Genomic DNA, 26340 nt, shown 5'->3' on the forward strand with positions numbered 1-26340 from the left:
CCAAAGCTGCCGGGAAGATGTGGTTATTAACAGTGTGGAATACCTGTGGATAAATCCAAGGACCCTCGGGGGACACATCCCGCCCGGCGGCCCATTGAGCCTAGGGACGGTTCCGCCGGACCGGATGGTGGCTGGTGATGGACACCCTGTTAAACGCATTCATGGTCACGGCAACCCAGCTCACAGCCGAAAACTCGTCAGCTGTGAGACGCTCCCGCGCGTACGCCTCCGCGTGCTCCCTTGACTCCTCGTTCCGGAGTTCGGTGATGCTCTCCACCAGGGCCAGCGCGGCCCGCTCTTTGTCCGTGAACAGAGCCGTTTCGCGCCACGCAGGCAGTACCGCCAGCCGTTGGGGGCTTTCCCCCGCCTCGCCGGCCTTCCGCACGTGGAGGTCCAGGCAGTAGGCGCAGCCGTTGATCTGGGAAATCCGTACGTTGAGCAGTTCCAGCAGGCCCCGCCCGATTCCAGCTTCTTCGGCCGCTTCCTGCACTTTCAGGCCAAGCCCGCTGATCGCCCTCCAGAGGGCAGGGTGTTGTTTATCCAGGTACAAGTGCTCGGTGGCGCTCACGGGTGTCCTTGTCAGGTTGAACGGCTGGCAGGCAACCATCATAGGCAGGCAGCGGGCCGCAGCTGCCGGCATTATCCACTTACCAACATCGCGATACCCACAAGTTATCCACAGCTGTGGGAAACGGCGTGGAAATTCTGCCACTCGAGGCCCCCTTGCCCTACTCCTGCGGTCGGGGACGGCACGAAAACAACACTCCTGTCACTTATTAACAGTGTGGATAGCGGTGTCGATAACCTCCTGTGAAGGAGGGCAGAGGGGGCCTGCGCCTCTGCCGGGCGATGACTTTTCCACAGAACGGCACTCAGAGGGCCGCTTATCCACTTACGCACAGCACTATCCCCACAGGTTATCCACAGATGTGGAGAACAGCGGCCCAGCTCCCCGCTTATCAGGGGCCAAGGCCCGGAACGCGGCGAAGACGCTATTGAACTACAGCAATGTAAGTTACCAACACTGTGGACAAAGGCTGTGGAAAACACGAATGCCCCCGGCACCAACGGTGTCGGGGGCATGCGGGTGTTGGAAAAGCGGCGGCTAGAGTGTCACCCGTATCCAGCTCGCAGCGACAAGCAGCGCAAAAACGGCGGCGAGTCCCAGCGCCTGGAGAAGGCCCTGGCGGCGTCCCCGGGGTGTGTAGGCAAGGACCGCGGCACAGAGGCCGCCGGTGATGAGGCCGCCAAGGTGGGCCTGCCAGGCGATGTGGGGGATCAGGAAACCAATGACGCCGTTGATGGCGATCAGGACCCACAGCTGCCGGGTATCACCGCCGCGCTGCCGTTGGACCAGCAGCATGGCGCCGAAGAGGCCGAAGATGGCTCCGGAGGCGCCCACCAGCCCAACCAGGCCCTGCCCTGGCACCAGCACGGGGTTCATCAGCAGGTAACCCACTGAACCGCCAAGAGCAGAGATAAGGTACAGCGCCAGGAAGCGGACCCGGCCGAGGATGGGTTCCAGGGCCTGGCCGAAGATCCACAGCGTGTACATGTTCAGGAGGATGTGCAGCAGCGAGTCCGGGGAATGGAGGAAAGCTGAGGTCACCATCCGCCACGGCTCGAACGCGCCGTACTGCGGGGCGGCAAAGATGTTGTTGTAGGCGAACTGTTTGTAAACCCAATCGCCGGGGATGAGCATTTGCAGTGCGTAGACCACAACGCAGGCTGCGATGATGCCGAACGTCACCAAAGGCTTGCCAGTGGCAACGGCACCGCCGTAGACGGTCCGTACTTCCGGCGTCGTACGTTTTGTTTCGTTGACGCAGTCAACGCATTGGAATCCGACGGCGGCCGCCCGCTGGCAGTCCGGGCAGGCCGGGCGCCCACAGCGCTGGCAGCGCACGTAGGACGGCCGGTCCGGGTGCCGGGGGCACACCGGGACCTGCGCGGACGGCTCAGCCGACGGAATTCCGTAACTCATGGTGGGACGTTACAGCTGTTCGATGTCGATGCTGTTGATGGTGACGTCCTCAACCGGGCGGTCGCCCATGCCGGTGCGGACACCCTCGATGGCGTCCACGACCTTCTTGGATTCCTCGTCAGCCACTTCACCGAAGATGGTGTGCTTGCCCTGGAGCCAGTCGGTGGGAATGGTGGTGATGAAGAACTGTGAACCGTTGGTTCCCTTGCCCATCTGGATGCCGGCGTTGGCCATGGCCAGCTTGTAGGGCTGGTTGAAGCTCAGTTCCGGGTGGATCTCGTCGTCAAAGCGGTAGCCGGGGCCACCGGTTCCACGGCCCAGGGGATCGCCCGCCTGGATCATGAAGTCCTTGATGATGCGGTGGAAGATGGTTCCGTTGTAGAGCGGCGTGCCGGCCTTGTCCTCGCCGGTTTCCGGGTGGGTCCACGCCTGCTCGCCGGTGGCAAGGCCGACGAAGTTCTTGACCGTCTTGGGCGCGTGGTTGCCGAAGAGGTTAACCACGATGTCGCCGAGGCTGGTGTGGATGGTTGCTTTTGCAGTTGCGATGGCAGTCATAGGTTGATTCTCCCATGCCGGTTCTGGGCAGCCACGGCTCCGCGGGCAGTTCCGCGCTGGGTGAAATCCCCCTAAAATCCGCAGAGTGAATAGCCCGTGGTGATCTGGGCACGTAGGCTAGCGACAGAACCGTCACATTAATCGGGAGGTAGTTGTGAAGAAATCGGATCGTATTGCCCGTGACCTTGAGCAGTCGGTCACCAGTGCGGTGGAAAACGCCAAGGATTGGGCGGCCCCCCGGGTGGAAGCTGCCGTGGACTGGGCTGTTCCGCGGCTGCAGCAGAGCCTGGACACCGCGTCTCCCAAGATCCAGGAAGGCCTGAAGACCGCGGCCCACAGCCTGGCTGACGGTGTTGCCACCGTGACTCCCCGGATCCAGGACGGCCTGGCCCACCTAGCCCCGAAGATCAATGACGTGGTTGACGGCGCATCGCCCAGGCTGCACGAAGCCCTGGACAAGGCCACTCCCGTCGTCCTCAATGCCCGTGACCGGGTAGTGGTGGAGTACCTGCCCAAGCTCTCCGACCAGATTGGCGTGGCGTCCGGCGTCGTTCACCGCACCCTGGAAAACACCCCCGCACGGGTTGACGCTGTTGCGCAGAAACTGGGAGACGTGGGCATTATCCACGCCCTCCAGGAGCAGGCCCAGGCCACCGGCACGCAGCTGAAGGCAGCCGCAGCAGGAGCCAGCCGCGCAGTGGACGTCCAGCTGGCCCAGCCGGAGAAGCCCAAGAAGCGCGGCTGGCTGGTCTTCGGCGTGGTGGCCGCCGCGGTTGCTGCGGGTGTTGCGGCATGGAAGGCATCCAAGCCGGTGGAAGACCCCTGGAAGACCCCCTCGCCCGTCACTCCGACTCCTGCGCCCGTTCCGGCCACGACGGTCAGCGATGTCAACGCAACAACTGCCGACGCCGCCGGCAAGGGCACGTCCATAGCCGATGCTGCCGCAGACAAGGCCGGTGACGCAACTGAGACTGCCGCTGATAAGTCAGCGGACGCCGCCGATAAGGCCAAGCACGTTGCCGACGACACCGAAGGCGGCGCCAAGACGGTTGCCGATGAAGACAAGGGCAGCAGCCAGGCCTGATTTTCGCCGTTCACACAGGGGGCTCCGTTTGACGGCGGGGCCCCCTTTTGTGTCTCTTCCCGTCCGCGGGGGCATCGTTCCCGGATGCTAGATTTGAAGTGATGTCAGCCAATCGATCCTCTGGGGATGCCGTGAACGACGCAGCCGTACAGCTCCGTGTGTCAATCGTCATCCCGGCGTACAACGAGGAGAGCGTGATCAGGCAGTGCCTGATAGCCGCCATCTACCAGTCCGTTCCTGCCCACGAGATCATCGTGGTGGACAACCTGTCAAAGGACCGGACGGCTGACATTGTTCGCCAGATGCAGCTTGAGTATCCGGAAAGCCCCATCATCCTCCTGAGCCAGGACCGGGAGCAGGGGCTCATCCCCACCCGGAACTTCGGGCTGGACAGTGCCACAGGGGATATCCTGGGCCGGATTGACGCCGACTCGATCGTGGAACCCGACTGGGTTGAGCAGGTGCAGAAGGCCTTCGCTGACCAGTCGGTCCAGGCTGCAACCGGCCCTGTGGTCTACTACGACATGCCGATGCGCCGTTTTGGACTCAAGGCGGACGACAAAATGCGCCAGCTCATGCTGAAGCTGGCCAAGCACCAGTACCATTTCCTGTTCGGCTCCAACATGGCACTGCGGGCCAGCGCCTGGGAGACCATCCGTTCCGAGACCTGCCGGGACGAGAAGGACGAGATGCACGAGGACATCGATTTGTCCCTGCACCTGGCTGACCATGAGCTGCCGGTTCGCTACTGGCCGCAGATGGTGTCCGGAATGTCCGCGCGGCGGCTTGAAGATTCACCGCGGGACTACCGCTACTACGTCACCCGGTTCGACCGCACCTACAAGGCCCACAACGTCAAAAAAATGGCGCTCAAGGCCCCCATGGTGGTCTTCTTCTCGGTGTACTTCCCGGCCAAGCTCCTCAGGGCAATCCACACCGTTAATACGGCCCAGCCAGTCCGCCGCGGCGGACAATAGCGCTCAGTCAGTTCCCAGCCCGGCGAGGCGTTCCGACGGCGGTTCCTCCTGCGGCGCCGTGCCACCGCTGCCGCGTCTGCCGTTCCTTTGGCCCCTGCTGTTTCTCTGGCCGAGGACCACGACGGCGAGTCCCGCCAGGATCAGCCCGAGCCCCGCATAGGTGCCCGCGGGCAGGGTCTCGTGCAGGAACAGGGCCGCCAACAGCGCTGCCCCCGGGATTTCCAGGAGGATGATCATGGAGACGATCAGGGGGCTCATGGTGGCCAACAGGTGGTTGAAGGCGGTGTGGCCCACCAGCTGCGCACAAACGGTGATGGCTGCGATGCCCAGCCATCCCGCGGGTTCGAAACCCGCCAGGGGCTGCCCAGCGAACACGGCCAGCACGGCCACGAGGGCCGCGCACATGCCGTAGCACAGCGTGGTGTACGTTCCGGTGGTCATACTCTGCCGTGCCTTGCCGCCGGCGAGCGTATAGAGGCCGGCAAGGGCGCCGCCGGCCATCGCCAGCAGGTCGCCCGTGAGTGCCTGCGGGGAAGATCCCATATCGAAGCCGGTGATCGCCACGACACCGCCGAAGGCGATCCCCAGCCCGGCCAGGACCTGCCAACGGTGGCGGATGCCGCGGAACAGCTGGAAGACGGCAATCCAGGCGGACTGCAGGCACACGAGGGCGGTGGCAGCTGCAACGGACGTCAGCTGAAGGGACGTGATGAAGCAGGCGAAGTGGAAGGCAAGCGCAATGGCGGCCAGCATGGACCAGCGGAACTCGCGGCCGCTGATCCTGCGGAACTGGCCGGGCTCCCGGACCAGGGTAGGGGTCGCCATGACCGCGGCCCCGATGGCATTGCGCCAGAAGGCAATGGCAAGGGCGCTGACGCCGGTGGCGCCAAGCGTCGCCGCGATCAGGGGTCCCGACGATGCAACGCCCAGGACTCCCAGGGCCGCGAAGAAGAAGTTCATTGCAGCCCCCTGGTGCTGGTTCCTTACTCAGATGGAAAGCAAAAAGTCCCGGCCGGCGTTTCCGCTGACCGGGACTTTCCTATGGTGGAGGCACGGGGACTCGAACCCCGAACCCCCTGCTTGCAAAGCAGGTGCGCTACCAATTGCGCCATGCCCCCATAAGAAGCAACCCGTCCATCATACCCTAGAACCGCGGAGCCCCTGACAGGCTCCCGGAGCGGGTGTCCGGGCTAGTCGACCGTATCGGTTGACTTGCTCCAGACTGTCTTCCGGGCTTCGGATTCCTGTGCCTTTCGGTAGACCAGGAAGCCTGCGATTGCGGCTGCCAGTACCAGCAACTTCTTCACATGCTCCCCGTTCCGGTCCGGTACCGAATGATCCGGACCAAACCTCCGTTTGAAACCTGCACAGGTTCCGTGGGCGTACCAGGACTTGAACCTGGGACCTCTTCGTTATCAGCGAAGCGCTCTAACCGCCTGAGCTATACGCCCCGATCCCTCATCGGGCCGAGACATGACTTTACAGCACACCCCGGCCCGATCTCAAATCGGGCCTTTCCACCGGTGCGGAGCCGGTGGAAATGGCTTCCTAATCGTCGGTGAGGGTCACGCCAACGCCGCCCACCAGGGTGGCGGAGATGTTGTACAGCACAGCGGAAAGCATGGACAGCGCCGTCAGCAGGACGACGTTGACCACGGCAATGATGGTAGCGAATGATGCCACCTGGCCCAGCGAGGCCACCTTCTTCAGTTCGAAGCCGCCGCCTTCGGAGCCTGCAAGCGTCCCGAGCAGGCTGTCCACCTGGTCGAAGATCCCGGTGAGGTCCAGGACCGTCCACAGGACGATGGCGGCCACGACGGTGACGATTCCCAGTGCCACAGACAGCAGGAATGCCATCTTCAGGACTGACCAGGGGTCCACCTTGCTGATCAGCAGCCGCGCCCGGCGGACTTTTGCCTTCGGCGCCGGCTTCACCAGGCCAGGTGTTCCCTGGCTGGAACCCTGTGCGGAACGCTGCCCGGGCTGGCCCTGGAAGGGGCGCTGGCCGGGCTGCACGGGGCGGTCGCCCTGCTGGGGGCGCTGTCCCGGGACGGCAGGCCGCTGGCCTGGCGCGCCGGCAGGCGCCGAGGGGCGCTGCTGCGGACGAACGGGGGCGTTCACGCGGGGCGCCGCTGAAGGCCGGTTCCCGTCGGGAACAGTGCTGTTCGGCTTGGGAAATGAGTCGGAATTACTCACTCGTTACCTCCGTGTTGTCTTCGTTCGGCTCAGCGTCGCCCGAGGCGTCCTCTGACTCAACGGCCGGTGATTCTTCTGCCATTGCTGGCGCGGCGGATTCCCCAGCGGTCCCGCCATCTTCAGCCAACGTTACGTCATCGGCGGCGGATTCTTCGTCCTCAAGACCGCGTTCGCTGTTGCGCGCCACCTCGATAATCCGGTCATTCTTGTCCGGCTTGGCGAAGATGACCCCCATGGTGTCGCGGCCCTTGGCAGGCACACCGGCGACGGAGGAGCGGACAACCTTGCCGCCTTCCATGACCACCAGGACTTCATCTTCTTCATGGACGATCAGGGCACCCACCAGGTGGCCGCGTTCTTCCTGGTATTTGCCTACCTTGATGCCCAGTCCGCCCCGGCCCTGCAGCCGGTATTCCTCCACGGCCGTCCGCTTGGCATAGCCGCCTTCGGTCACGATGAACACGAAGGAGCCGTCGGTGACTACGTCTGCCGCCAGCAGTTCATCGTCCTCCCGGAACTTCATGCCGGTAACGCCGGACGTGGCACGTCCCATGGGGCGCAATGCGTCGTCGGTTGCGGTGAAGCGGATCGACTGGCCCTTGCGGGAGACCAGGAAGAGGTCGTCGGTTTCCGAGACAAGCTGGGCGGAGACCAATTCGTCGCCGTCGCGCAGGTTGATGGCGATCACGCCTGCCGAGCGGTTCGTATCGTAGTCCTCCAGCCTGGTCTTCTTCACCAGGCCCCTCTTCGTGGCAAGCACCAGGTAGGGCGCCTGCTGGTAGTCCTTGAGATCCAGGACCTGGGCGATGTGTTCGTCGGGCTGAAAGGCCATCAGGTTGGCCACGTGCTGGCCCTTGGCGTCCCTGCCCGCTTCCATCAACTCGTAGGCCTTGGCTCGGTAGACCCGTCCCAGGTTGGTGAAGAACAGCAGCCAGTGGTGGGTTGTGGTGACGAAGAAGTGCTCCACCACGTCGTCACCACGCAGCTGGGCACCCTTGATGCCCTTGCCGCCGCGCTGCTGCGACCGGTAGTTGTCGCTACGGGTGCGCTTGACGTAGCCGCCGCGGGTAATGGTGACGACCATCTCCTCTTCGGGGATCAGGTCCTCCATGGACATGTCGCCGTCGTAACCCATGAGGATCCTGGTGCGACGGTCATCGCCGTGCTTGTCCACGATTTCGCCCAGCTCGGTGCTGATGATCTCGCGCTGACGCTGCTCCGAAGCCAGGATTTCCTTGTATTCGGTGATCATCGCTTCGAGTTCTTCGTGCTTTTCCTGGATCCGCTGGCGTTCCAGGGCAGCCAGGCGGCGCAGCTGCATATCAAGGATGGCCCGGGCCTGCAGCTCATCAATGTCCAGCAGCTCCATCAGCCCGTCCCGTGCGGCCTCGGTGGTGCTGGAGGCGCGGATGAGGGCGATGACCTCGTCCAGCATGTCCAGTGCCTTCAAAAGGGCCCGCAGGATGTGGGCCTCTTCTTCGGCCTTGCGCAGGCGGTACCGGGTGCGCCGGGCGATGACGTCCATCTGGTGCGTCACCCAGTGCCGGATGAACGCATCGAGGCTCAGGGTCCGCGGGACGCCGTCAACGATGGCCAGCATGTTGGCGGAGAAGTTGCTCTGCAGCTCGGTGTGCTTGTACAGGTTGTTCAGCACCACCTTGGGCACGGCGTCGCGCTTCAGCACGATCACCAGGCGCTGGCCGGTGCGTCCTGAGGTTTCATCGCGGAGGTCGGCAATGCCCTGGATCTTGCCGTCCTTGACCAGTTCGGCGATCTTGATGGCCAGGTTGTCAGGGTTGGCCTGGTACGGAAGTTCGGTGACCACCAGGCAGGTGCGGCCCTGCAGTTCCTCCACGGCAACCACGGCGCGCATGGTGACGGATCCGCGGCCAGTGCGGTACGCGTCTTCGATGCCCTTGTGGCCAAGGATGGTGGCGCCTGTTGGGAAATCCGGTCCTTTGACCCGCACCAGCAGTTCCTCGAGGAGTTCCTCACGCGTGGCGCCGGGGTTGGAGAGGTACCACTGCACACCGTCGGCCACTTCCCGGAGGTTGTGCGGCGGGATGTTGGTGGCCATGCCCACGGCGATGCCGGAGGAACCGTTCACCAGCAGGTTGGGGAACCTGGCCGGCAGGATGGTGGGTTCCTGGTTCTTACCGTCGTAGTTGTCCTGGAAATCGACGGTTTCCTCGTCGATGTCCCGGACCATTTCCATGGCCAGGGGGGCCATCTTGGTTTCGGTGTACCGCGGGGCGGCGGCGCCGTCGTTGCCCGGCGAACCGAAGTTGCCCTGCCCCAGTGCCAGCGGGTAGCGCATGGTCCAGTCCTGGATGAGGCGCACCAGGGCGTCATAGATCGCGGTGTCGCCGTGGGGGTGGTACTGGCCCATGACCTCGCCCACCACGCGGGCGCACTTGTTGAAAGACCGGTCGGGGCGGTAGCCGCCGTCGAACATCGCGTAGAGCACGCGGCGGTGCACGGGCTTGAGGCCGTCGCGGACGTCCGGCAGGGCACGGCCTACGATGACGGCCATCGCGTAGTCCAGGTAGGAACGCTGCATTTCCGTCTGCAGGTCCACCTGTTCCACCCGGTCGATCAGCACGTCGCCTTCAAGAACGGTGTCCGGAGATCCGGCCTCAGGCGCGGAGTTCTCGGGGGTTTCGTCGCTCATTGGTTATTTTCCGTTTCAGGTATATGTCTGGTTCCGAATACTTTGGAGCGGGTCCTTAGATGTCCAGGAACCGGACGTCCTTGGCGTTCTGCTGGATGAAGTTGCGGCGGGATTCGACGTCTTCGCCCATGAGGACGGAGAAGATCTGGTCGGCGGCCAGGGCGTCGTCCATGGTCACCTGCAGCAGGGTGCGGTGGTCGGGGTCCATGGTGGTGTCCCACAACTCGGTGTAGTCCATCTCGCCAAGGCCCTTGTAGCGCTGGATGCCGTTGTCCTTGGGGATACGGCGGCCGGCGGCCTGGCCCGACACGAGCTTGGCGTCGCGTTCGCGGTCGCTGTATACGTAGTCGTGCGGGGCGTTGGACCACTTGATCCGGTACAGCGGCGGCTGGGCCAGGTACACGTAGCCGTTCTCGATCAGGGGCCGCATGTAACGGAACAGCAGGGTCATCAGCAGCGTGGTGATGTGCTGGCCGTCCACGTCGGCATCTGCCATGAGCACGATTTTGTGGTACCGCAGCTTGGCCAAGTCGAAGTCCTCGCCAATGCCGGTACCGAAGGCAGTGATCATGGACTGCACTTCCGCGTTGCCCAGGGCCTTGTCCAGGCGTGCGCGCTCCACGTTCAGGATCTTGCCGCGAAGGGGCAGGATGGCCTGGGTCTCGGGGTTGCGGCCACGCTTGGCGGAGCCGCCGGCCGAGTCACCTTCCACGATGTAGACCTCGCACTTTTCCGGGTCCTTGGAGGAGCAGTCCGAAAGCTTGCCAGGCATGCCAAAGGATTCCAGCGGGCTCTTGCGCCGGGCGTTGTCGCGGGCCTTCCGTGCCGCCATCCGGGCCTGCGCGGCAGAGATCGCCTTGCGGATCACGTCGCGGGCGGGACCGGGATTGCGCTCCAGCCAATCGCCCAAGCCGTCAGTGACCACGCGCTGGACGAAGCCCTTCACCTCGGAGTTGCCCAGCTTGGTCTTGGTCTGGCCCTCGAACTGGGGTTCGGCCAGCTTGACCGAGATGACGGCGGTGAGGCCCTCGCGGATGTCGTCGCCCGTGAGGTTGTCGTCCTTCTCCTTGATAATGCCTTTTTCGCGGGCATACCGGTTGATAAGGGAGGTCATAGCGGCGCGGAAGCCTTCTTCGTGCGTGCCGCCCTCATGGGTGTTGATGGTGTTGGCGTAGGTGTGGACGCTTTCGGAATAGGCGCTGGTCCACTGCATGGCCATTTCCAGGGCGATCTTGCGCTCCGTGTCCTCAGTTTCGAAGGCGATGACGTCCTCGTGGACCACCTCAACCTTCTTGCCCGAGTTCAGGTGCCTGACGTAGTCCAGCAGGCCTTCGTTGTACTGGTACACCACGGTGCGGTGTTCGGCGCTGACCTCACCCTCGGTGCTGAGGTCATCAAGGTCCAGGTCGCCGTCGGCATCGTCGCTGGCTGCAGCACGCTCATCCGTGAGGGTAATCCGCAGGCCCTTGTTCAGGAACGCCATCTGCTGGAAGCGGGCGCGCAGCGTTTCGAAATCGAATTCCGTGGTTTCGAAGATCGCCGGATCCGGGTAGAAGGTCTGGGTGGTGCCGGTGGTGTCTGTCTCTTCGCCCTTGACCAGGCTGCCCTGCGGCTTGCCGCCGTCAGCGAAGGACATCCGCCATACATGCCCTTGGCGCCTCACTTCGGTGTCCACGCGGCTGGACAAGGCGTTGACCACCGAGATGCCCACACCGTGCAGGCCGCCGGAGACTGCGTATCCGCCGCCGCCGAACTTGCCGCCGGCGTGCAGGATGGTCATGACCACCTCGACGGTGGGCTTGTGTTCGGTCGGGTGCATGTCCACGGGAATGCCACGGCCGTCGTCAACCACCTTGACGCCGCCGTCGGCCTGCAGGACTATCTCGATATGGCTGCAGTAGCCTGCCAGCGCCTCATCAACGGAGTTGTCCACCACTTCGTAGACAAGGTGGTGGAGTCCGCGGGGACCGGTGGAGCCGATGTACATGCCTGGCCGCTTACGGACAGCCTCCAGGCCTTCGAGCACAGTGATGTCACTGGCGCCGTATTCCCTTGGAGTGGGTGACGCGGGTGGAGTATCAGGGGTGCGGCCATCCTCGACTGCTGTATCTGCTGCCAGAATATCTGTATTGTCGTTAGCCACAGGCGCTGCGACTCCTCTGTTCTCGATGATGGCCGGCCGGTTGCTCTTCCCAAGGGGAAAGCCACCCGCCAACAGGCACAAACTTATGGCGCCGGTGACCTGCTGACGGTTGGTGATCCAGTCTCCGCACACGGGAAGTGCGCGGAGAACGGACTGAAGTCAACGTTTCATCCGCGCCCAGTTATCTGCGACAATTCTACCGCGAACCAGCGCATATCCCTGCATTCCGGGGCCTTCGCCGGCAGCGAATACCGCCATGCGAGGCTCTCGGTCCTGCCTAGGGCGGCCCAGCGGTACGCCCCCCGGGTGCCTATACACGCCGCAGTCCTTAGAAGGCCCTACACGCCCTTGGGCGCAGTTTCAAGACCTGCGGTTCCGGCTATCCGTACGTGTCCCGCGGCCCACGGCCGTTAACGCTGCGTCCGCCCTTGCGCCAGCTTGGTGCAGAGGGGCCAAGGACCTGGATGGTGGTGACCACGCCGTCGCCCAGTTCCCGGCGGAATTTATCGAGCAGGCTGCTGCTCAAAAGCCGAAGCTGGGTGGCCCAGGCTGTGGAATCGCACCGCACGTGGAGGGTGGTGCCGGTAAAGCTCTCCGGCGTGCAGTGGGCAGAGATTTCCGGCCCCACGAGCGTGGCCCATTCCGCCATGACCGAGCCGACCGCCACGGGTGATGTCCAGCCACGCTCCGCAACCAGCCGTCCCACAACCTTCCCCAATCCCAGGGGGTCCCGGCCCGTTGCGTGGAACTGGCTGAAGCCCCGGGTGTCCCGGATACTGCCTTTAGCTTTTTGGGAACCAGGCCGCGCCACTTTCCGGCGGACTTCGCCACGGGCAGCGGCGGCTTCACGCATCCGGTTCAGGGCGGCCTGCGGGGCATCGATGTCGTCAGGTTCGCGGCCGGGCTGGAGCCCGCCGCCCTGGTCACTGCTCATCGATACCTCCCGGGATGACCTTCACCCGCCGTCCGGACAGTTCTTCCGGAATATCGGCGTCGACGGCGGCGGTCACCAGGACCTGTTCCGCGCCGGAGACTATTGCCGCCAGTTTACGCCGCCGCTGGACGTCGAGTTCGGCAAAGACGTCGTCGAGGATGAGGATCGGGGCAGAACCTCCGGTCCGGGCATCGTCCAGCATCACGTAGTACGAGGCCAGGCGAAGGGACAGGCACATGGACCAGGTTTCCCCATGCGACGCATAGCCCTTGGCAGGCGCTTGCCCGAGCATGAGATCCAGTTCGTCCCGGTGCGGGCCAACCAGGGATATACCCCGTTCGAGTTCCTTCTTCCGGGATTCCGCGAATGCCTGGACGTAGCGTTCCGTGAGCTGCTCCACGGACAGAAGGCGGAGGTCATCCTGGCCGCCTGAAGAACCTCCCGGTGCGGTGCGCTGCGCGTTTCCCGCCGGGACGCCGTCGTCGTCCATTTGGTTCTGGAGGGTTGACCGGTAGGTGGCGTCCGCCGGCTTGGACGCGTCCGTGAGTTGGGCATAGGCCCGGGCAAGGTGCGGGCGGAGGCGTTCCACGAGCTCCAGCCGCGCATGCAGCAATTGGGCTCCGGCCCGGGCCATGTGCTGGTCCCACACATCCAGGGTGGACTCATGTGCCGCCGTGAACTTTCCGGCCCGCGCCGATTTGAGCAGGGCGTTGCGCTGTTTCAGGACCCGGTCATAGTCGCTGCGGGTGGCGGCGTGGTGCGGGATGAGGCTTGCCAGCAGCTCGTCCAGGAAGCGGCGGCGGTTTGAGGGGTCGCCCTTGACCAGGGCCAGGTCCTCCGGGGCAAACAAGACTGTCTGGCAGATGCCGAGAATGTCGCGGGCCCGGACCGGGTTGCTGCGGTTGATGCGGCCCCGGTTGGCGCGGCTGGCGTTGATTTCCAGTTCAAGGACCGTGGTTTGGCTGCCGCGGACCAGCCGCGCCCGCACCAGGGCACGTTCCGTGCCGAACTTCAGCAGGGGGGCGTCGGAGCTGACCCGGTGCGAGCTGAGCGTGGCAAGGTAACCGATGGCCTCCATCAAGTTGGTCTTGCCGATGCCGTTGTATCCCACCAGGACGGTGACGCCGGGTCCCAGGGTGAGGTCAACCTGGGCGTAACTGCGGAAGTCGGTCAGTGAAAGGTGTTCCAGATACACGCGGTTATCGGCAATTCTGGGAACTCTGTTGGTTCCCGATGGGTACTACTTGGCGGGACGGGTTGCGTGGCCGCCGAATTGGTGGCGCAGCGCGGAAACCATCTTCATGGCAGGCGAGGTGTCTTCCCGGGATGCGAACCGGGCGAACAGCGCGGCGGTGATGGCCGGGGCGGGGACTGCGTTGGCGATGGCTTCCTCAACGGTCCAGCGGCCTTCACCGGAATCCTCCACGTAGTCGTCAATCGAGGCCAGCCCCGGGTCTTCGTCAAGGGCCTTGACCATGAGGTCCAGGAGCCACGAGCGGACTACCGTTCCTTTTTGCCATGCCCTGAACGTGCCGGGGAGGTCGGTGACAATGTCCTTGGCCGCGAGCAGTTCGTAGCCTTCGGCGTAGGCCTGCATCAGGCCGTACTCGATCCCGTTGTGCACCATCTTGGCGTAGTGGCCGGCTCCGACGCCGCCGACGTGGACAAAGCTGTCGGCCCTTTCACCGTCCGGACGCAGCGCATCGAAAACGGGCAAAGCGCGTTCGATGTCTGCTGCGTCGCCACCGGCCATGAGTCCATAACCGTTCTGCAGCCCCCAGACTCCGCCGGACACGCCGCAGTCAGCGAAGCGGATCCCCTTGGACGCAAGGAGTTCGCCGTGCTTCTGGTCCTCGGTGAACCGGGAATTGCCACCGTCGATGACCAGGTCGCCTGACTCCAGCTTTTCGCTCAGCTCAGTGATGACGGCGTCCGTGATGGGGCCCGAGGGCACCATCACCCAGATGATCCTTGGTGCCGGAACGGCAGCGATCAGGTCATCGACGCTGGCGGCATCAGTGACGTCCGGGTTCCGGTCGTAGCCAGTGACTTCCAGGCCTCCCTTGCGCAGGCGCTCACGCATGTTGAATCCCATTTTGCCGAGGCCGATCAGTCCAATGTGCATGTGGAACTCTTTTCTGCGCTAGTGGGAGGAACGGGGTTGGCGGTGGAGGGGGACTAGTTGGGGAGTCGAACCGGCATCACCAGGTAGCGGTAGTCATCCTGGTCTTCGCCGTCGGCGTCCGCCTGCGCCGTGATCATGGCGGGCTTGGGAGCTGTGGTGAATGAGAACCGGACGAACTTGGTCTCGATGACGCTGAGTCCCTCGATCAGGTAATGCGGGTTGAAGGCCACCGTGATGTCATCACCGGACAGCTGGGCCTCCAGTTCTTCCGATGCCTGGGCGTCCTCTCCGGTGCCGGCATCCAGGTTCAGCAGACCGGCAGTGAAGGCAAGCCGGACCGGAGTGTTGCGCTCTGCCACGAGGGACACACGGCGGACAGCTTCAACCAGTTCCTGGGTCTGGACCGTCGCGTGGATGGGGGTGGACTCGGGGAACAGCGACCGGATCTTGGGGTAGTCCCCATCCACCAGCAGCGACGTTGTGGTGCGTCCGCCACTTTCGAAGCCAATAAGCCGGCTGTCATCGTCGGCCAGGGCGAGGTTGATGTCGCCGCTGTTACCGAGCGTTTTGGCTACCTCGTTGAGGGTTTTGGCCTTGACCAAGGCGCTGGTGGAGATGCCTGGAGTAACCGGCTTCCACGGGACTTCGCGCATGGCCAGCCGGTAGCGGTCGGTGGCCAGAAGCGTGATCAGGTCGTCCTCGATCTCCATCCGCACACCGGTGAGGATGGGGAGGGTGTCGTCCTTGCTTGCCGCGATGATGACCTGCGAAACAGCCTGGGCGAAGGCATCGCCCGGGACAGTTCCGCTGATATCCGGCAGGGAAGGCAGTGGCGGGTATTCGGCTTCCGGCATGGTGGCGAGGTGGAAGCTGCTTCGACGGCAGGTGAGCGTGACCTTGTTTCCGTCTGTTTCCACATCCACCGGAGCAGAAGGCAGGCTCCGACAGATGTCGGCGAGCAGCCGGCCGGATACCAGAATGGTGCCCTCGTCCCTGATGTCTGCGGTGATTTCAAGCCGTGCAGAGGTCTCGTAGTCAAAGCTCGAAAGGCTGACGGTTCCGCCTTCAGCCTTCAAAAGCAGCCCTGACAGGACAGGTACGGGCGGCCGCGGAGACAACGACCGGGCTGTCCAGGTGACGGCTTCTGCCAGGACGTCCCGATCGACTCTGAACTTCACGGAAGGGTGCCGCCTTTCATTGCTGCTGCCATGTAAAACCCGGGAGTTTCGCAGGAAACTCCGGAAGAAGTTGGGCGCACCCCGGCTGGTGCATGGTCCGCGAAGACGGAAACCACACGAAAACCCAGGGATGGGAGCGCTGCTGACAGCTTAGCCGGAAGATCGGGGATTAACCCATCCCCCAAAGTTCGGTCCAGCCCCCTCAGGGGCCGGCAGGCCCCGTGTGCCGGATGCGCGGAACGTTCTTGTTGTTTGAGGGATTTCAATTTTTTGGGATTAGTAGTGTTAATAACTGCTGTGGAAACTGTGGATAACCCGGTCCTGCCGCGCAGTTCCGCGCTTAAGCCCTGTTCACCGAGTGTGTGTTAAGGGGTTTTAAACAGGGTGTGGATGGGGACAAGGCGAAAGACCGCTTTTAACGATCCACAGACGGCTTAAGGGTTTTAAGCCCATTAACCGCGCTTGTCCCCTTAAGTATCCACAGGCTTATCCACACGCCCCTGTTAATAAGGTATAGAGTGCGGGGCGCGGTGTGGATTCAGGAGTCGCGCTGCTGCTGCTTGATCCGGTTGGTCAGCTCTGTGACCTGGTTGTAGATCACACGACGCTCCGCCATCAGTTCGCGGATCTTCCGGTCGGCGTGGATGACGGTGGTGTGGTCGCGGCCGCCAAGTTCCTGGCCGATCTTGGGAAGCGACATGTCCGTGAGCTCCCGGCAGAGGTACATGGCGATCTGCCGCGCAGTCACCAGCGTCCGGGTCCGGGATTTGCTGCACAGTTCTTCCATGCTGAGCTTGAAGTAGTCAGCCGTCTGCTGAAGGATCTGGGCGGATGTGATCTCCTGGGCGCCGTCGTCGGTAATCAGGTCCTTCAGGACCATCTCTGCAAGGGCCACGTCCACCGGCTGGCGGTTCAGGCTGGCAAAGGCTGTCACCCTGATCAAAGCGCCCTCCAGCTCGCGGATGTTGCTGGAGATCTTGGATGCGATGTACTCCAGCGCATCGTCCGGCGCCGACAGGCCCTCACTCAGCGCCTTCTTGCGGAGGATGGCGATCCGGGTTTCAAGTTCCGGCGGCTGGATGTCGGTCAGCAGGCCCCACTCGAAGCGGGACTTCATGCGGTCTTCGAACCCGGCCAGCAGCTTGGGCGGCTGGTCCGAGGTGATGACCACCTGCTTGTTGTTGTTGTGCAGGGCATTGAAGGTGTGGAAGAACTCCTCCAGCGTCCGGTCCTTGCCGGCCAGGAACTGGATGTCATCGATCAGCAGGACGTCCACGTTGCGGTAGGTCGTCTTGAAGCTGGTGCCCTCGTCATCGCGGATCGAGTTGATGAAGTCGTTGGTGAATTCTTCCGAATTCACGTATCGGACCCGGATCCCGCTGTACAGCCGCCTGGCGTAGTGGCCGATGGCATGCAGGAGATGGGTCTTGCCCAGGCCGGAGTCACCATAGATGAAGAGCGGGTTGTACGCCTTGGCGGGCGCCTCGGCAACAGCAACGGCAGCCGCATGGGCGAACCGGTTGGAGGAACCAATCACGAAGGTGTCAAAGACGTACTTGGGGTTCAGCCGGCCGAATTCGTGCGACGTGCTGGGCAGCATTGGCTGCGGCTTCTGCTCGATGACCTGGTCCGGCGCGAAAGCAGGTTCGACGACGGGTTCGGGCTCCACATGGATGGGGACCAGGTCAGTGTCCACGTCGATGGCGCAGCGGATGTCGTCAGAAAAGACGTTGTGCAGTGCATCGTCAAGGGCTTCCTTGACCTGGGTCTGGAGCACCTCGCGGGTGAGTTCGTTGGGAACGGCAACCAGGAGGGTGGAACCGATGAGGCCCTGCGCCTGGGCAAGGATGACAAAACCGCGCTGGCGGGGTGATACGCGGTGGTCCTGTTCCAGCAGGCTGACAACCCGACGCCAGGAACTTCCGACAGTATTGGCGTGGTTGGCTTCGTCTACTGTCATCAATCGGTTCCCTCAAAACTTGCTATGCCTGCATTGCCTGCAGCCCCAAGTCCGGAACCAGGTCCTGGCCCAGCTTCATCCACAGGGTTATGCACAGTCCGTGGATAATCGGCTACTGGGACACTCTAGGGGATGAAAAGCCTAGAAGATAGCTGGCTATCCGGCTGTGGATAATTACATCGGTGTGGTTTCGGAAGGGCCTCTGTGAGCCACTTCATCCACAGGCTGTTGGGGATAGTTAGGAACAGTTGGGGACAGCCTCGAAGGGCCCCTCCGGTTTGACTAAGGCCTGCAGATTGCCCTAACGTTGTGAAGTCCTTTGTGTCCGCTTTTTGGGCCCCATCTGAACATCCTGGCGCAGTGCGCCTGGGCAGTCGGGGGAAGCGTGCATATACAAAACTTAGCGTCGGCCAGTTCTTCCCCTTTACTGATCGGGTGGGCGCACCTTTGATCCACTGGAGTAACTAACGTGAGCAAGCGGACTTTTCAGCCGAATAACCGCCGTCGAGCCAAGAAGCACGGCTTCCGCCTTCGTATGCGTACCCGTGCCGGCCGTGCCATCCTGGCAGCCCGTCGTGGCAAGGGCCGCACCGAACTGTCGGCCTAAATAACTGGCTTGTCGGTAGACATTCCCTTGCGAGTTTAAGGTGCTGGCCGCCCGCAACCGCTTGAGGACCCCAACCGATTTTTCAACAACTGTACGTTCCGGTGTCCGCAATGGACGCCGGAACGTAGTGTTATATGCGGCAGCCATTGCTGCCGACGAACCCAGCCGGATCGGGTTCATTGTTTCCAAGAGTGTAGGGAACGCTGTGGTCAGGAACCTCGTTAAGAGGAGACTGAGAGAAGCAGGTGCTGCCTCGTTGCGTGAGCACGGTACGGGACTCGCTATCGTAGTGCGGGCGCTTCCGGCGTCCGCCTCTGCCAGCTGGGACCAGCTGCTGTCGGACTACAACGCTGCACTGGAATCTACGCTGAACCGGCTGGCCGGCCGCCCTCCACGGGCTGCCGCCAAGGGTTCAGCCGGTACAACACAGGAGGGGACACCGCGTGCCTAACGCCAGCGCCGTCGTCGCCCGTCTCCGCAACGTGATTGCCGCCGTCGGGAAGTTCCTCTGGAACCTGCCCCGGAACATCCTCATTCTTCTGCTGATGGGCTACCGCAAGGTGGTTTCTCCCTTGTACGGTCCGGTCTGCCGGTTCTTCCCTTCATGTTCGGCCTATGCCCTTGAAGCGGTCACCGTCCACGGCGCGGTCAAAGGAAGCTGGCTTGCGGCGCGCCGCCTTGGCCACTGCCACCCATGGAACGCCGGCGGAGTGGACCACGTCCCCGCCGGCGGCCGGGAATGGCCAGCGGGCCAGACCCCCACAATTGTTGTGCTGAACAATCCGGACCGGTACCTGGTTGCTCGGACTGATGAAGAAGGCCGCAGTGCGGCCTGACGAATAGGGATAAGTATGGACTTCTTTGGAACAATCATGGCCCCGTTCAAGTGGCTGGTTTCCATCATCATGATTGGATTCCACGATGGCCTGAGCGCCATCGGGATGCCCGCCGCGAACGGCTGGACCTGGACTCTGTCCATCATCGGACTGGTGCTGGTGATCCGTGCCGCCCTGATCCCGGTATTCGTCAAGCAGATCAAGGCCCAGCGCGGCATGCAGTTGCTGCAGCCTGACCTGAAGAAGCTCCAGGACAAGTACAAGGGCAAGACTGACCAGCTGTCCCGCCAGGCCATGGCCCAGGAACAGATGGCCATGTACAAGAAGCACGGGACCAACCCGTTCTCCGCATGCCTGCCCATGCTGATCCAGATGCCGTTCTTCTTTGCCCTGTTCCAGGTGCTCTCCGGCATCTCGCAGGCCAAGGACCAGGGCGCCGGCATCGGTGCGATGAGCCACGAGCAGGTTGTCGAGTTCGACGCCTCGAGCATCTTCGGGGCTCCGCTGTCCGCCTCCCTGCTGCATGGCGGGGGTACCGGCAACCAGGCTGCTGTGTGGATCCTTTCCATCGTGATGATCCTCGCCATGACGGCCTCGCAGTTCATCACCCAGAAGCAGATCATGGCCAAGAACATGTCCGAAGAAGCCATGGCCAGCCCGTTCATGCGGCAGCAGAAGATGATGCTCTACATCCTGCCCCTCGTCTTCGGCGTGGGTGGCATCAACTTCCCCATCGGCGTCCTGATCTACTGGACCACCACCAACCTTTGGACCATGGGCCAGCAGTTCTTCGTCATCCGACGCATGCCGACGCCGGGATCGCCCGCAGCCAAGGCCCTCGCCGAGCGCCGTGCCGCCAAGGGCCTGCCGGCCCTTTCCGTCCTGAGCGGGAAGCGGGACGAAGCAGCCGACGCCGCCGAGGCTGCCGCACTTGAGACCAAGGGACAGCGCGTCCAGCCCCAGCGCAAGAACAGGAAGAAGAAGTAATGTCAGCTGAGAGCACCGAACACGCCTTTTCTGAAGCGATCGAAGATCAGGACGAGTCCGTGAGCCAGGATGATTCCGCTGCCAAGGGTTCCGCCGCCAGCCGCCTCGAGGAAGAGGGGGATGTCGCTGCCGACTACCTGGAGGAACTGCTGGACATCGCCGACATCGACGGTGACATCGACATCGAGGTCCGCAACGGACGGACTTACATCTCCATCGTCGCCGAGGAGGAGACCGAAGGGCTGGAGGGCCTGGTTGGTGAGGACGGCGAAGTCCTCGAAGCCCTGCAGGAGCTCACCCGCCTCGCCGTCCTGTCCGCAACAGAGAACCGTTCCCGGCTTGTCCTGGACATCAATGGTTACCGGCAGGAACGCACCGGACATCTGCAGAAAATCGCCGAGGACGCCGCGGCTTCCGTGAAGGAAACCGGCAAGTCGGTCGCCCTTGAACCGATGAGCGCCTACGAACGCAAGATCGTGCACGACGCTGTGGCCGACCTCGGCCTGGTCAGCGAGTCCGAGGGCGAAGGCGCCGGCCGCCACATTGTTGTTTCCGCAGACTAGAGAATGCTGACCCAATAGTTATGGTTGACATCACGGCAGCAGAGCTTCGCGCTGCTGAGAAGATCTTCGGCGACCGCCTCGAGCTGGCCAAACGCTATGTGGAGCACCTCGCCACGTCCGGGACCGAACGGGGCCTGATTGGCCCGCGTGAGGTTCCCAGGCTGTGGAGCCGCCATGTGCTCAATTGTGCCGTCATCGAAAGCGAGATCGCCCACGGGAGCCACGTGGCCGACGTCGGAAGCGGCGCCGGACTGCCGGGCCTTTGCCTTGCCATCGCACGTCCGGACCTGGAACTGACCCTCATCGAACCGCTGGAACGAAGGGTGATCTGGCTCCAGGAAGTGGTTGATGACCTCGGCCTGGACAACGTCACGGTGATGCGCACCCGGGCCGAGCTGGCCGTGGGCCACGTGCATGCGGACGTTGTGACGGCCCGCGCCGTATCCGCGCTGTCCAACCTTGCCGGCCTCACCATCCCGCTGCTGGGTGGGCACGGCGAAGTGGTGGCGATCAAGGGCCGCAGCGCGGCTGAAGAGATCGAGAAGGCTGCCAAGACCATCCGCAAGCTGGGTGGCGTGGAGACGTCGGTGCTGACAGTGGGCGACAACCTCCTGGAGGAGCCCACCACGGTGGTCCGCATCGTGGTGAACAAGTCCCAAAAGAAGTCCTAACGCGGGCCCGCTGACGGCTGTCAGCAGGCCGGAGCAGCTAGGCTAGACAACGGCAGCAAAATTGGCTGAACGAGAGTGAGTGTGCCCCAGTGACCAGTAGTGAAGCCTCCGCACAACGGATCCCGCCGTTTGTGTCCTTGGGGTCGGCACGTTCTGTCGCTGGGTCAGGACTGGCGGGTACCGCCATGGCTCCTGGTCGCGGCGGTAATCATCCTAAGGCGGTTGCCTCGCCATCTCTGGGAAACGCCGTTTCACGTGAAACAACCTCTGCCGGTCGTTCCAACGTCATGGACGCCATCGACGACTCGAGTCCCATCGCCCGTGAGCTCGCCCACGAAACCAAACGCCGTGAGCGTCTGATGGGGAGGAACCTGCCGCGGCCCGAAAAGACTCGGGTCTTTACCGTTTCCAACCAAAAGGGCGGGGTGGGCAAAACCACCACGACCGTCAACATCGCCGCGGCCCTGGCGGCCGCCGGGCTGAATGTCCTTGTTATCGATATCGACCCGCAGGGCAATGCTTCCACTGCACTGGGCATTGAACACCATGCAGACGTCGACAGCATCTACGACGTCTTGATCAACGACGTCCCGCTGGCTGACGTAGTCGCCCCGTGCCCGGACATAGGAAAACTGATCTGCGCGCCGGCCACGATCCACCTCGCCGGCGCCGAAATTGAACTGGTATCGCTCGTGGCCCGTGAACAGCGTTTGCGCCGGGCCATCGATGTCTACGCGAAGACGCGCGAGAAGAACGGCGAAGAGCGCCTGGACTACGTCTTCATCGACTGCCCGCCCAGCCTGGGCCTGCTGACAGTCAATGCTTTCTGTGCGGCCAACGAGGTACTGATTCCCATCCAGTGCGAGTACTACGCCCTGGAAGGCCTTAGCCAGCTGCTCAAGAACATTGAGATGATCCAAAAGCACCTCAACGCCGATCTTGTTGTATCCACCATCCTGCTTACTATGTATGACGGCCGCACCAACCTTGCTGCACAGGTAGCCGCTGAGGTGCGCCAGCACTTCCCCGACCAGGTGCTCTCGGCCGTCGTTCCGCGCTCGGTGCGCATCTCGGAGGCCCCGAGCTACCAGCAGACGGTTATGACATACGACCCTTCCTCGAGTGGTGCTCTTTCATACTTGGAAGCCGCTGCTGAAATAGCCGAACGCTAGAATCTTCAATACCGCAACGCACGGAGCCAGGCTGGTCCTGCCTCCACCACTGGAGGGATTTACCCATGAGCGAGAAGCGACGGGGCCTAGGCCGCGGTCTTGGCGCGCTGATTCCTAGTTCCGCCGCAGCCAATGGGTCTTCCGGTAACGGCGGGGCGGTATCCCGACCTGTGGACTTGTTTTTCCCCGAGGGCCGGAAGAAGACCGAACCCTTGGAGCAGCCTGCAGCGCCTGCCGCTGCCAGGTCGCAGGACAATGACTCGGCGGAATCGGCGGCATCACGCCGTTCCCCAGCCAGGTCGGGAGCTGCAAAGTCCACCGTGGACAACGGCAGTGGGGACGGAGAGAAGCCCGCTCCTTCTGCAGCTGCGGCTTCGGCGAAAAAGGCTCCTGCCAAAAAGGCGTCCGCTGCGGAGGCTAAGGCAGCAGCTGAGCCCGCTCCTCCAATGGAGGCGCCTGCTGGTGCCGAGAGGCCAGAGAGCAACGCTCCTGCCGCCAGCGCCGACGTAAGTAGTCCTGGGGACTCCGGTGTTGAGCTCGTAGAGGTTCCGGGTGCCCGCTTCGCGGAGATCCCCGTCGCCGATATCCATCCCAACCGGAAGCAACCTAGAAGTGTCTTCGATGAAGACGACATGGCTGAGCTGGTTCACTCAGTCCGTGAAATCGGCGTCCTGCAGCCAGTCGTGGTTCGTACTTCAACCGAAGACGGTAGTGAACCCTACGAACTTGTCATGGGTGAACGCCGCTGGCGCGCAGTGCAGGCAGCAGGGCTGGAAACCATCCCCGCGATCATCCGGGACACCACCGATGACGACCTTCTGCGGGACGCCCTGCTCGAGAACCTCCATCGCAGCCAGCTGAACCCCCTGGAAGAGGCTGCGGCTTACCAGCAACTCCTGGAGGACTTCGGTACCACCCACGAGCAGCTGGCGGACCGTATCGGTCGCTCCCGGCCCCAAGTCTCCAACACCCTGCGTCTCCTGAAGCTGCCACCGCTGGTTCAGCGCCGCGTAGCCGCCGGTGTGCTGTCCGCTGGCCACGCCAGGGCCCTTCTCTCGCTGCCTGACGCGGCCGCCATGGAGCGCCTCGCCCAGAAAATCGTTGCCGAAGGGATGTCTGTTCGGGCAACAGAGGAAGCAGTGACCCTGTACCAGGATCCTGCCAAGCCGGTCAAGAACAACATTCCGCGTCCTGGGGCCAGGCATGAACGACTGGATTACCTTGCCTCTTCGCTCTCAGATCGCTTGGACACCAACGTCAAGATCTCCCTGGGTGTCAGGAAAGGCAAAGTCAGCATCGAATTTGCCAGCGTTGAGGACCTGAACCGGATTATGGACGTTTTGGCTCCCGGTTCCAATAATTGAGTCCAGAAGAGGCCCGGTCCGTTGTGGACCGGGCCTTTTTTGTTTCTGTTTTGCGTAGTGCCTCGCGGACCTCAGATCAATGAATATAAGCGACCGCGAGACTGGCTCGATTGGCGCCTCGCCTGCACTTTCCCTTTATGTCCCGCACGTGATGGTGCTTCCGTGCCTCCCTTGTAGCACTGCTTTCATAACCCGATCTGGACGGCGCCGACGCTTGCTGCAACGTACTAGGGCGATTGCTGCCCAGTCTGCCTGAACGGGATACCTCGATGTCTGCCTGAACGGGATACCTCGATCTTTTTGTGACTAGCCTACTGGCGCCTCCGCTCCCGCAGTACAGCCGAGCTTCAGCTCAACGAGGATAGGACTTGGCTAAACCTACGTGGTGATTGCTGATCCGCGGTGTGACGCTGGCCCAGTGAACAGGGTAACTCCTTTCGATCCCTTACCCGGCTGCGACGTTTCACGTGAAACACGTCTTGCATTCCGTGCTTGGATTACTGGCGACATCCGTCATTGCACTGAATGAGCCGCCAGTGAATCAACGTGGTGGCCGTTTTAATGGTCTCCGCGTCAGAATCGCAGCACCTCTTGGCCCGAGGAAGAGGTTACTCCACGCGTTCTTGAAGCTCCACGCGCACGCCACCACCGCGGCGCATGTGCCGCCTACTTGGGGGCCGTGAATGGGCGTGACAGCTGCCCGTGGCCGCTGCTCTACATGTGGTTGGTCGGAAACCCGTGCCATTGACGCCTTAGGCTGCCGCCCAAAATGTGCTTCATCCAGAAACGCGCGAACAAGACCAGTATTCCAACCTAGCCGTCTCTTTCAGCTTTGACGGTAAGGTTGCCAAGGATCCGTTGAAGGGCTTTTCGGCTGGCCCCCGTGGTGCTCGCCCAGGTGGGGCTCGGATCAGGACTCGCATCCTATGAGCTGTTCGCGGCCTCCCCAGCCCTGATGCAGCATAGACCACGGCGATACTAGCTTCGCTACCCCTTGCGCCCTGCCTTTCCACTAGGGTGACTCATCGTCTGCTGACGAACATTGTGTATACGGAGGTTTAGAAGAGGAGACTGTCGGGACTCAACGGAGGACCGGGTACCTCTATGTGAATATAGTCGGTCACGGATTGCAGCACGTGCCGACGGAATTGACAGCGAAAACGCGCTGCCGTGTTTCACGTGAAACAAGGTTGGCGCCACCGCGAAGGTCCCCTCACCTGCTTTGCGGGCTACCTGGACGCAAGGCCGCCGTCTTCATCCAGCTAACGAGTTGGGCGGCATCCAGCAAGACGCGTTCAAATTCATCGTGCGGGAAAGCTAAGTCCTGACGTGCAGCGGGTACTCATCCTATGAGACAAAGCCGGTGAGCAAGGGAAGCCGGGGGTGGCGAGGGAATGGGGCAATTGCGTTCATCCCAGACCGTCCATCGACGCGGCGTTTCACGTGAAACAACGTGTACGCCCACGGCGTCGACCAGGGCTACCGGTGCCGGCGCCTGACCCGTCCGTATCTTCCTAAGCAGACCTTGGTTGGCGGAAGACGACTCAGTTGCACGTGCGGTGCCCGCATTGTCCCTGGACCCCACGTAGGCGGACCAACGCTGCTACGCACATGGAGGACGGTGCGAGGATCTGTTCAGAAAAAAGTGCTGGGCAGAGCTGTGACTGCGCCCGCAGGGTCATGTGAGGTGGGCTCACCAGCCACCGCCTTCGACGTACTCGAGCTGACGATGGGGCCGACCGTGGCGGAACATAGTTAACTGTGCAATTTCGTTTACCTCTCATTAACCGCATGTAGATGGCGGCCCCACGTCCGCCGCTACCCATCGGTCACGGATGGGCCTTTGCGCTACAGTGAGTTCGACGCGTTCCCGCAGTGCCCCTCTGGCTTGACCAAGTCCAGGGGCAGTCGCTACCAGCATCATGGAGCTAAGTACCCGGCAGCCGAATGACGACTTGAGGAAGTCCATTTGAAGCGCCCGTCCCCCGGGAAAAATCCGCCCCCCGGGAAAAATCCGCCCCCCGGGAAAAATCCGCATCTCTTTGTTCCGCATGCCCGCGCGGACCGTGAATGCCGTTGTTGGGGTGGGTCCGCTCCTGGTCCTGAGGCTGGCCTCTGGCGACCTACCAGTGTTGCGGCGGAGCTGCGGTCACCGTCCTTCGAGTTACGGCTTCGCAGTACTGCCCCGCTGCCACTGTGGCGGGGTATCAACAGAGAGACCGGCCGTGGATATCCCTGTGGATAACCATGGGGATAAATGGGACACATCTGCAGTCCCCTACCGGTTCCTCCGGCCACCCAGCGGCCGACCGTCCGGATATGTCCCGATACCC

At 62.7% G+C, this 26340-nt stretch carries 23 protein-coding genes and 2 tRNA genes; 10 read left to right on the forward strand and 15 right to left on the reverse strand.

The genetic code is table 11. The features are described 5' to 3' along the window. Positions 1 to 100: 100 nt before the first annotated feature. The 3 genes from ACR65J_RS16995 to ACR65J_RS17005 form a co-directional block, all read right to left on the reverse strand. The gene (locus ACR65J_RS16995; RefSeq protein ID WP_440171281.1) at positions 101 to 568 is read right to left on the reverse strand and encodes a carboxymuconolactone decarboxylase family protein; all 468 of its coding nucleotides are present in this window, start codon (positions 566 to 568) and stop codon (positions 101 to 103) included. Between the two features lie 537 nt (positions 569 to 1105). Then, positions 1106 to 1984: a rhomboid family intramembrane serine protease gene (locus ACR65J_RS17000; protein WP_440171282.1), complete on the reverse strand. Its 879-nt coding sequence runs from the start codon at positions 1982 to 1984 to the stop codon at positions 1106 to 1108. A 9-nt stretch (positions 1985 to 1993) separates the two neighbouring features. Then, positions 1994 to 2539: a peptidylprolyl isomerase gene (locus ACR65J_RS17005; RefSeq protein WP_440171284.1), complete on the reverse strand. Its 546-nt coding sequence runs from the start codon at positions 2537 to 2539 to the stop codon at positions 1994 to 1996. Positions 2540 to 2693: 154 nt separating this feature from the next. Between ACR65J_RS17005 and ACR65J_RS17010 the strand changes: the two genes are divergently transcribed. After that, positions 2694 to 3623, forward strand: a complete 930-nt coding sequence (locus ACR65J_RS17010) for a hypothetical protein (protein WP_440171286.1) — start codon at positions 2694 to 2696, stop codon at positions 3621 to 3623. 101 nt (positions 3624 to 3724) lie between these two features. Continuing rightward, positions 3725 to 4600 carry a glycosyltransferase family 2 protein gene (locus tag ACR65J_RS17015; protein WP_440171287.1) on the forward strand — a complete coding sequence of 292 codons (876 nt, stop codon included), beginning with the start codon at positions 3725 to 3727 and terminating at the stop codon, positions 4598 to 4600. Between the two features lie 3 nt (positions 4601 to 4603). Here the strand turns inward: ACR65J_RS17015 and ACR65J_RS17020 are convergent, their stop codons facing one another. From ACR65J_RS17020 to dnaA, 12 genes are all read right to left on the reverse strand, one after another. After that, a complete protein-coding gene (locus ACR65J_RS17020) occupies positions 4604 to 5560 on the reverse strand; it encodes a DMT family transporter (RefSeq protein ID WP_440171289.1) in 957 nt (318 codons plus the stop codon). Positions 5561 to 5642: 82 nt separating this feature from the next. After that, positions 5643 to 5718, reverse strand: a tRNA-Ala gene (locus ACR65J_RS17025). 72 nt (positions 5719 to 5790) lie between these two features. Then, positions 5791 to 5907, reverse strand: a complete 117-nt coding sequence (locus tag ACR65J_RS17030) for a DLW-39 family protein (protein ID WP_210411329.1) — start codon at positions 5905 to 5907, stop codon at positions 5791 to 5793. A gap of 70 nt (positions 5908 to 5977) precedes the next feature. Then, positions 5978 to 6051, reverse strand: a tRNA-Ile gene (locus ACR65J_RS17035). Positions 6052 to 6148: 97 nt separating this feature from the next. Next, on the reverse strand, positions 6149 to 6796 hold the full coding sequence (locus tag ACR65J_RS17040; RefSeq protein ID WP_440171292.1) for a DUF3566 domain-containing protein: 648 nt from the start codon (positions 6794 to 6796) through the stop codon (positions 6149 to 6151). Continuing rightward, positions 6789 to 9467: a DNA gyrase subunit A gene (gene gyrA / locus ACR65J_RS17045; RefSeq protein WP_440171294.1), complete on the reverse strand. Its 2679-nt coding sequence runs from the start codon at positions 9465 to 9467 to the stop codon at positions 6789 to 6791. Before gyrA ends, ACR65J_RS17040 begins: the two co-directional genes overlap by 8 nt. A 55-nt stretch (positions 9468 to 9522) precedes the next feature. Next, positions 9523 to 11610, reverse strand: coding sequence for a DNA topoisomerase (ATP-hydrolyzing) subunit B (gene gyrB / locus ACR65J_RS17050; protein WP_440171296.1), 2088 nt, complete (start codon positions 11608 to 11610; stop codon positions 9523 to 9525). 379 nt (positions 11611 to 11989) lie between these two features. After that, complete coding sequence (locus ACR65J_RS17055; RefSeq protein ID WP_440171298.1) at positions 11990 to 12544, reverse strand: DciA family protein; 555 nt, start codon at positions 12542 to 12544, stop codon at positions 11990 to 11992. Beyond that, positions 12534 to 13739 carry a DNA replication/repair protein RecF gene (recF, locus tag ACR65J_RS17060; protein WP_440171300.1) on the reverse strand — a complete coding sequence of 402 codons (1206 nt, stop codon included), beginning with the start codon at positions 13737 to 13739 and terminating at the stop codon, positions 12534 to 12536. The genes ACR65J_RS17055 and recF overlap by 11 nt, the downstream gene beginning before the upstream one ends. Before the next feature lie 45 nt (positions 13740 to 13784). Next, positions 13785 to 14669: a phosphogluconate dehydrogenase (NAD(+)-dependent, decarboxylating) gene (gene gnd / locus ACR65J_RS17065; protein ID WP_440171302.1), complete on the reverse strand. Its 885-nt coding sequence runs from the start codon at positions 14667 to 14669 to the stop codon at positions 13785 to 13787. A gap of 53 nt (positions 14670 to 14722) precedes the next feature. Next, entirely contained in the window at positions 14723 to 15847 is a 1125-nt protein-coding gene (dnaN, locus tag ACR65J_RS17070) for a DNA polymerase III subunit beta (RefSeq protein ID WP_440171304.1), read from the reverse strand. 538 nt (positions 15848 to 16385) lie between these two features. After that, positions 16386 to 17807, reverse strand: a complete 1422-nt coding sequence (dnaA, locus tag ACR65J_RS17075) for a chromosomal replication initiator protein DnaA (RefSeq protein ID WP_440171306.1) — start codon at positions 17805 to 17807, stop codon at positions 16386 to 16388. A 469-nt stretch (positions 17808 to 18276) separates the two neighbouring features. Between dnaA and rpmH the strand changes: the two genes are divergently transcribed. The 8 genes from rpmH (at position 18277) to ACR65J_RS17115 (ending at position 24007) form a co-directional block, all read left to right on the forward strand. Continuing rightward, entirely contained in the window at positions 18277 to 18414 is a 138-nt protein-coding gene (gene rpmH / locus ACR65J_RS17080) for a 50S ribosomal protein L34 (protein ID WP_003800212.1), read from the forward strand. Positions 18415 to 18454: 40 nt separating this feature from the next. Beyond that, positions 18455 to 18865, forward strand: a complete 411-nt coding sequence (rnpA, locus tag ACR65J_RS17085) for a ribonuclease P protein component (protein WP_440171308.1) — start codon at positions 18455 to 18457, stop codon at positions 18863 to 18865. Then, complete coding sequence (yidD, locus tag ACR65J_RS17090) at positions 18858 to 19250, forward strand: membrane protein insertion efficiency factor YidD (protein ID WP_440171310.1); 393 nt, start codon at positions 18858 to 18860, stop codon at positions 19248 to 19250. Before rnpA ends, yidD begins: the two co-directional genes overlap by 8 nt. Before the next feature lie 15 nt (positions 19251 to 19265). Next, entirely contained in the window at positions 19266 to 20237 is a 972-nt protein-coding gene (gene yidC / locus ACR65J_RS17095; RefSeq protein ID WP_440171312.1) for a membrane protein insertase YidC, read from the forward strand. After that, positions 20237 to 20800: a Jag family protein gene (locus ACR65J_RS17100; protein WP_440171314.1), complete on the forward strand. Its 564-nt coding sequence runs from the start codon at positions 20237 to 20239 to the stop codon at positions 20798 to 20800. The genes yidC and ACR65J_RS17100 overlap by 1 nt, the downstream gene beginning before the upstream one ends. Before the next feature lie 20 nt (positions 20801 to 20820). Next, positions 20821 to 21471: a 16S rRNA (guanine(527)-N(7))-methyltransferase RsmG gene (gene rsmG / locus ACR65J_RS17105; protein WP_440171316.1), complete on the forward strand. Its 651-nt coding sequence runs from the start codon at positions 20821 to 20823 to the stop codon at positions 21469 to 21471. Between the two features lie 89 nt (positions 21472 to 21560). Next, a complete protein-coding gene (locus ACR65J_RS17110) occupies positions 21561 to 22643 on the forward strand; it encodes a ParA family protein (protein ID WP_440171318.1) in 1083 nt (360 codons plus the stop codon). Positions 22644 to 22708: 65 nt separating this feature from the next. After that, the gene (locus ACR65J_RS17115) at positions 22709 to 24007 is read left to right on the forward strand and encodes a ParB/RepB/Spo0J family partition protein (RefSeq protein WP_440171320.1); all 1299 of its coding nucleotides are present in this window, start codon (positions 22709 to 22711) and stop codon (positions 24005 to 24007) included. Positions 24008 to 26340: the final 2333 nt, after the last annotated feature.

The sequence above is a fragment of the Arthrobacter sp. SAFR-044 genome (assembly GCF_059414985.1).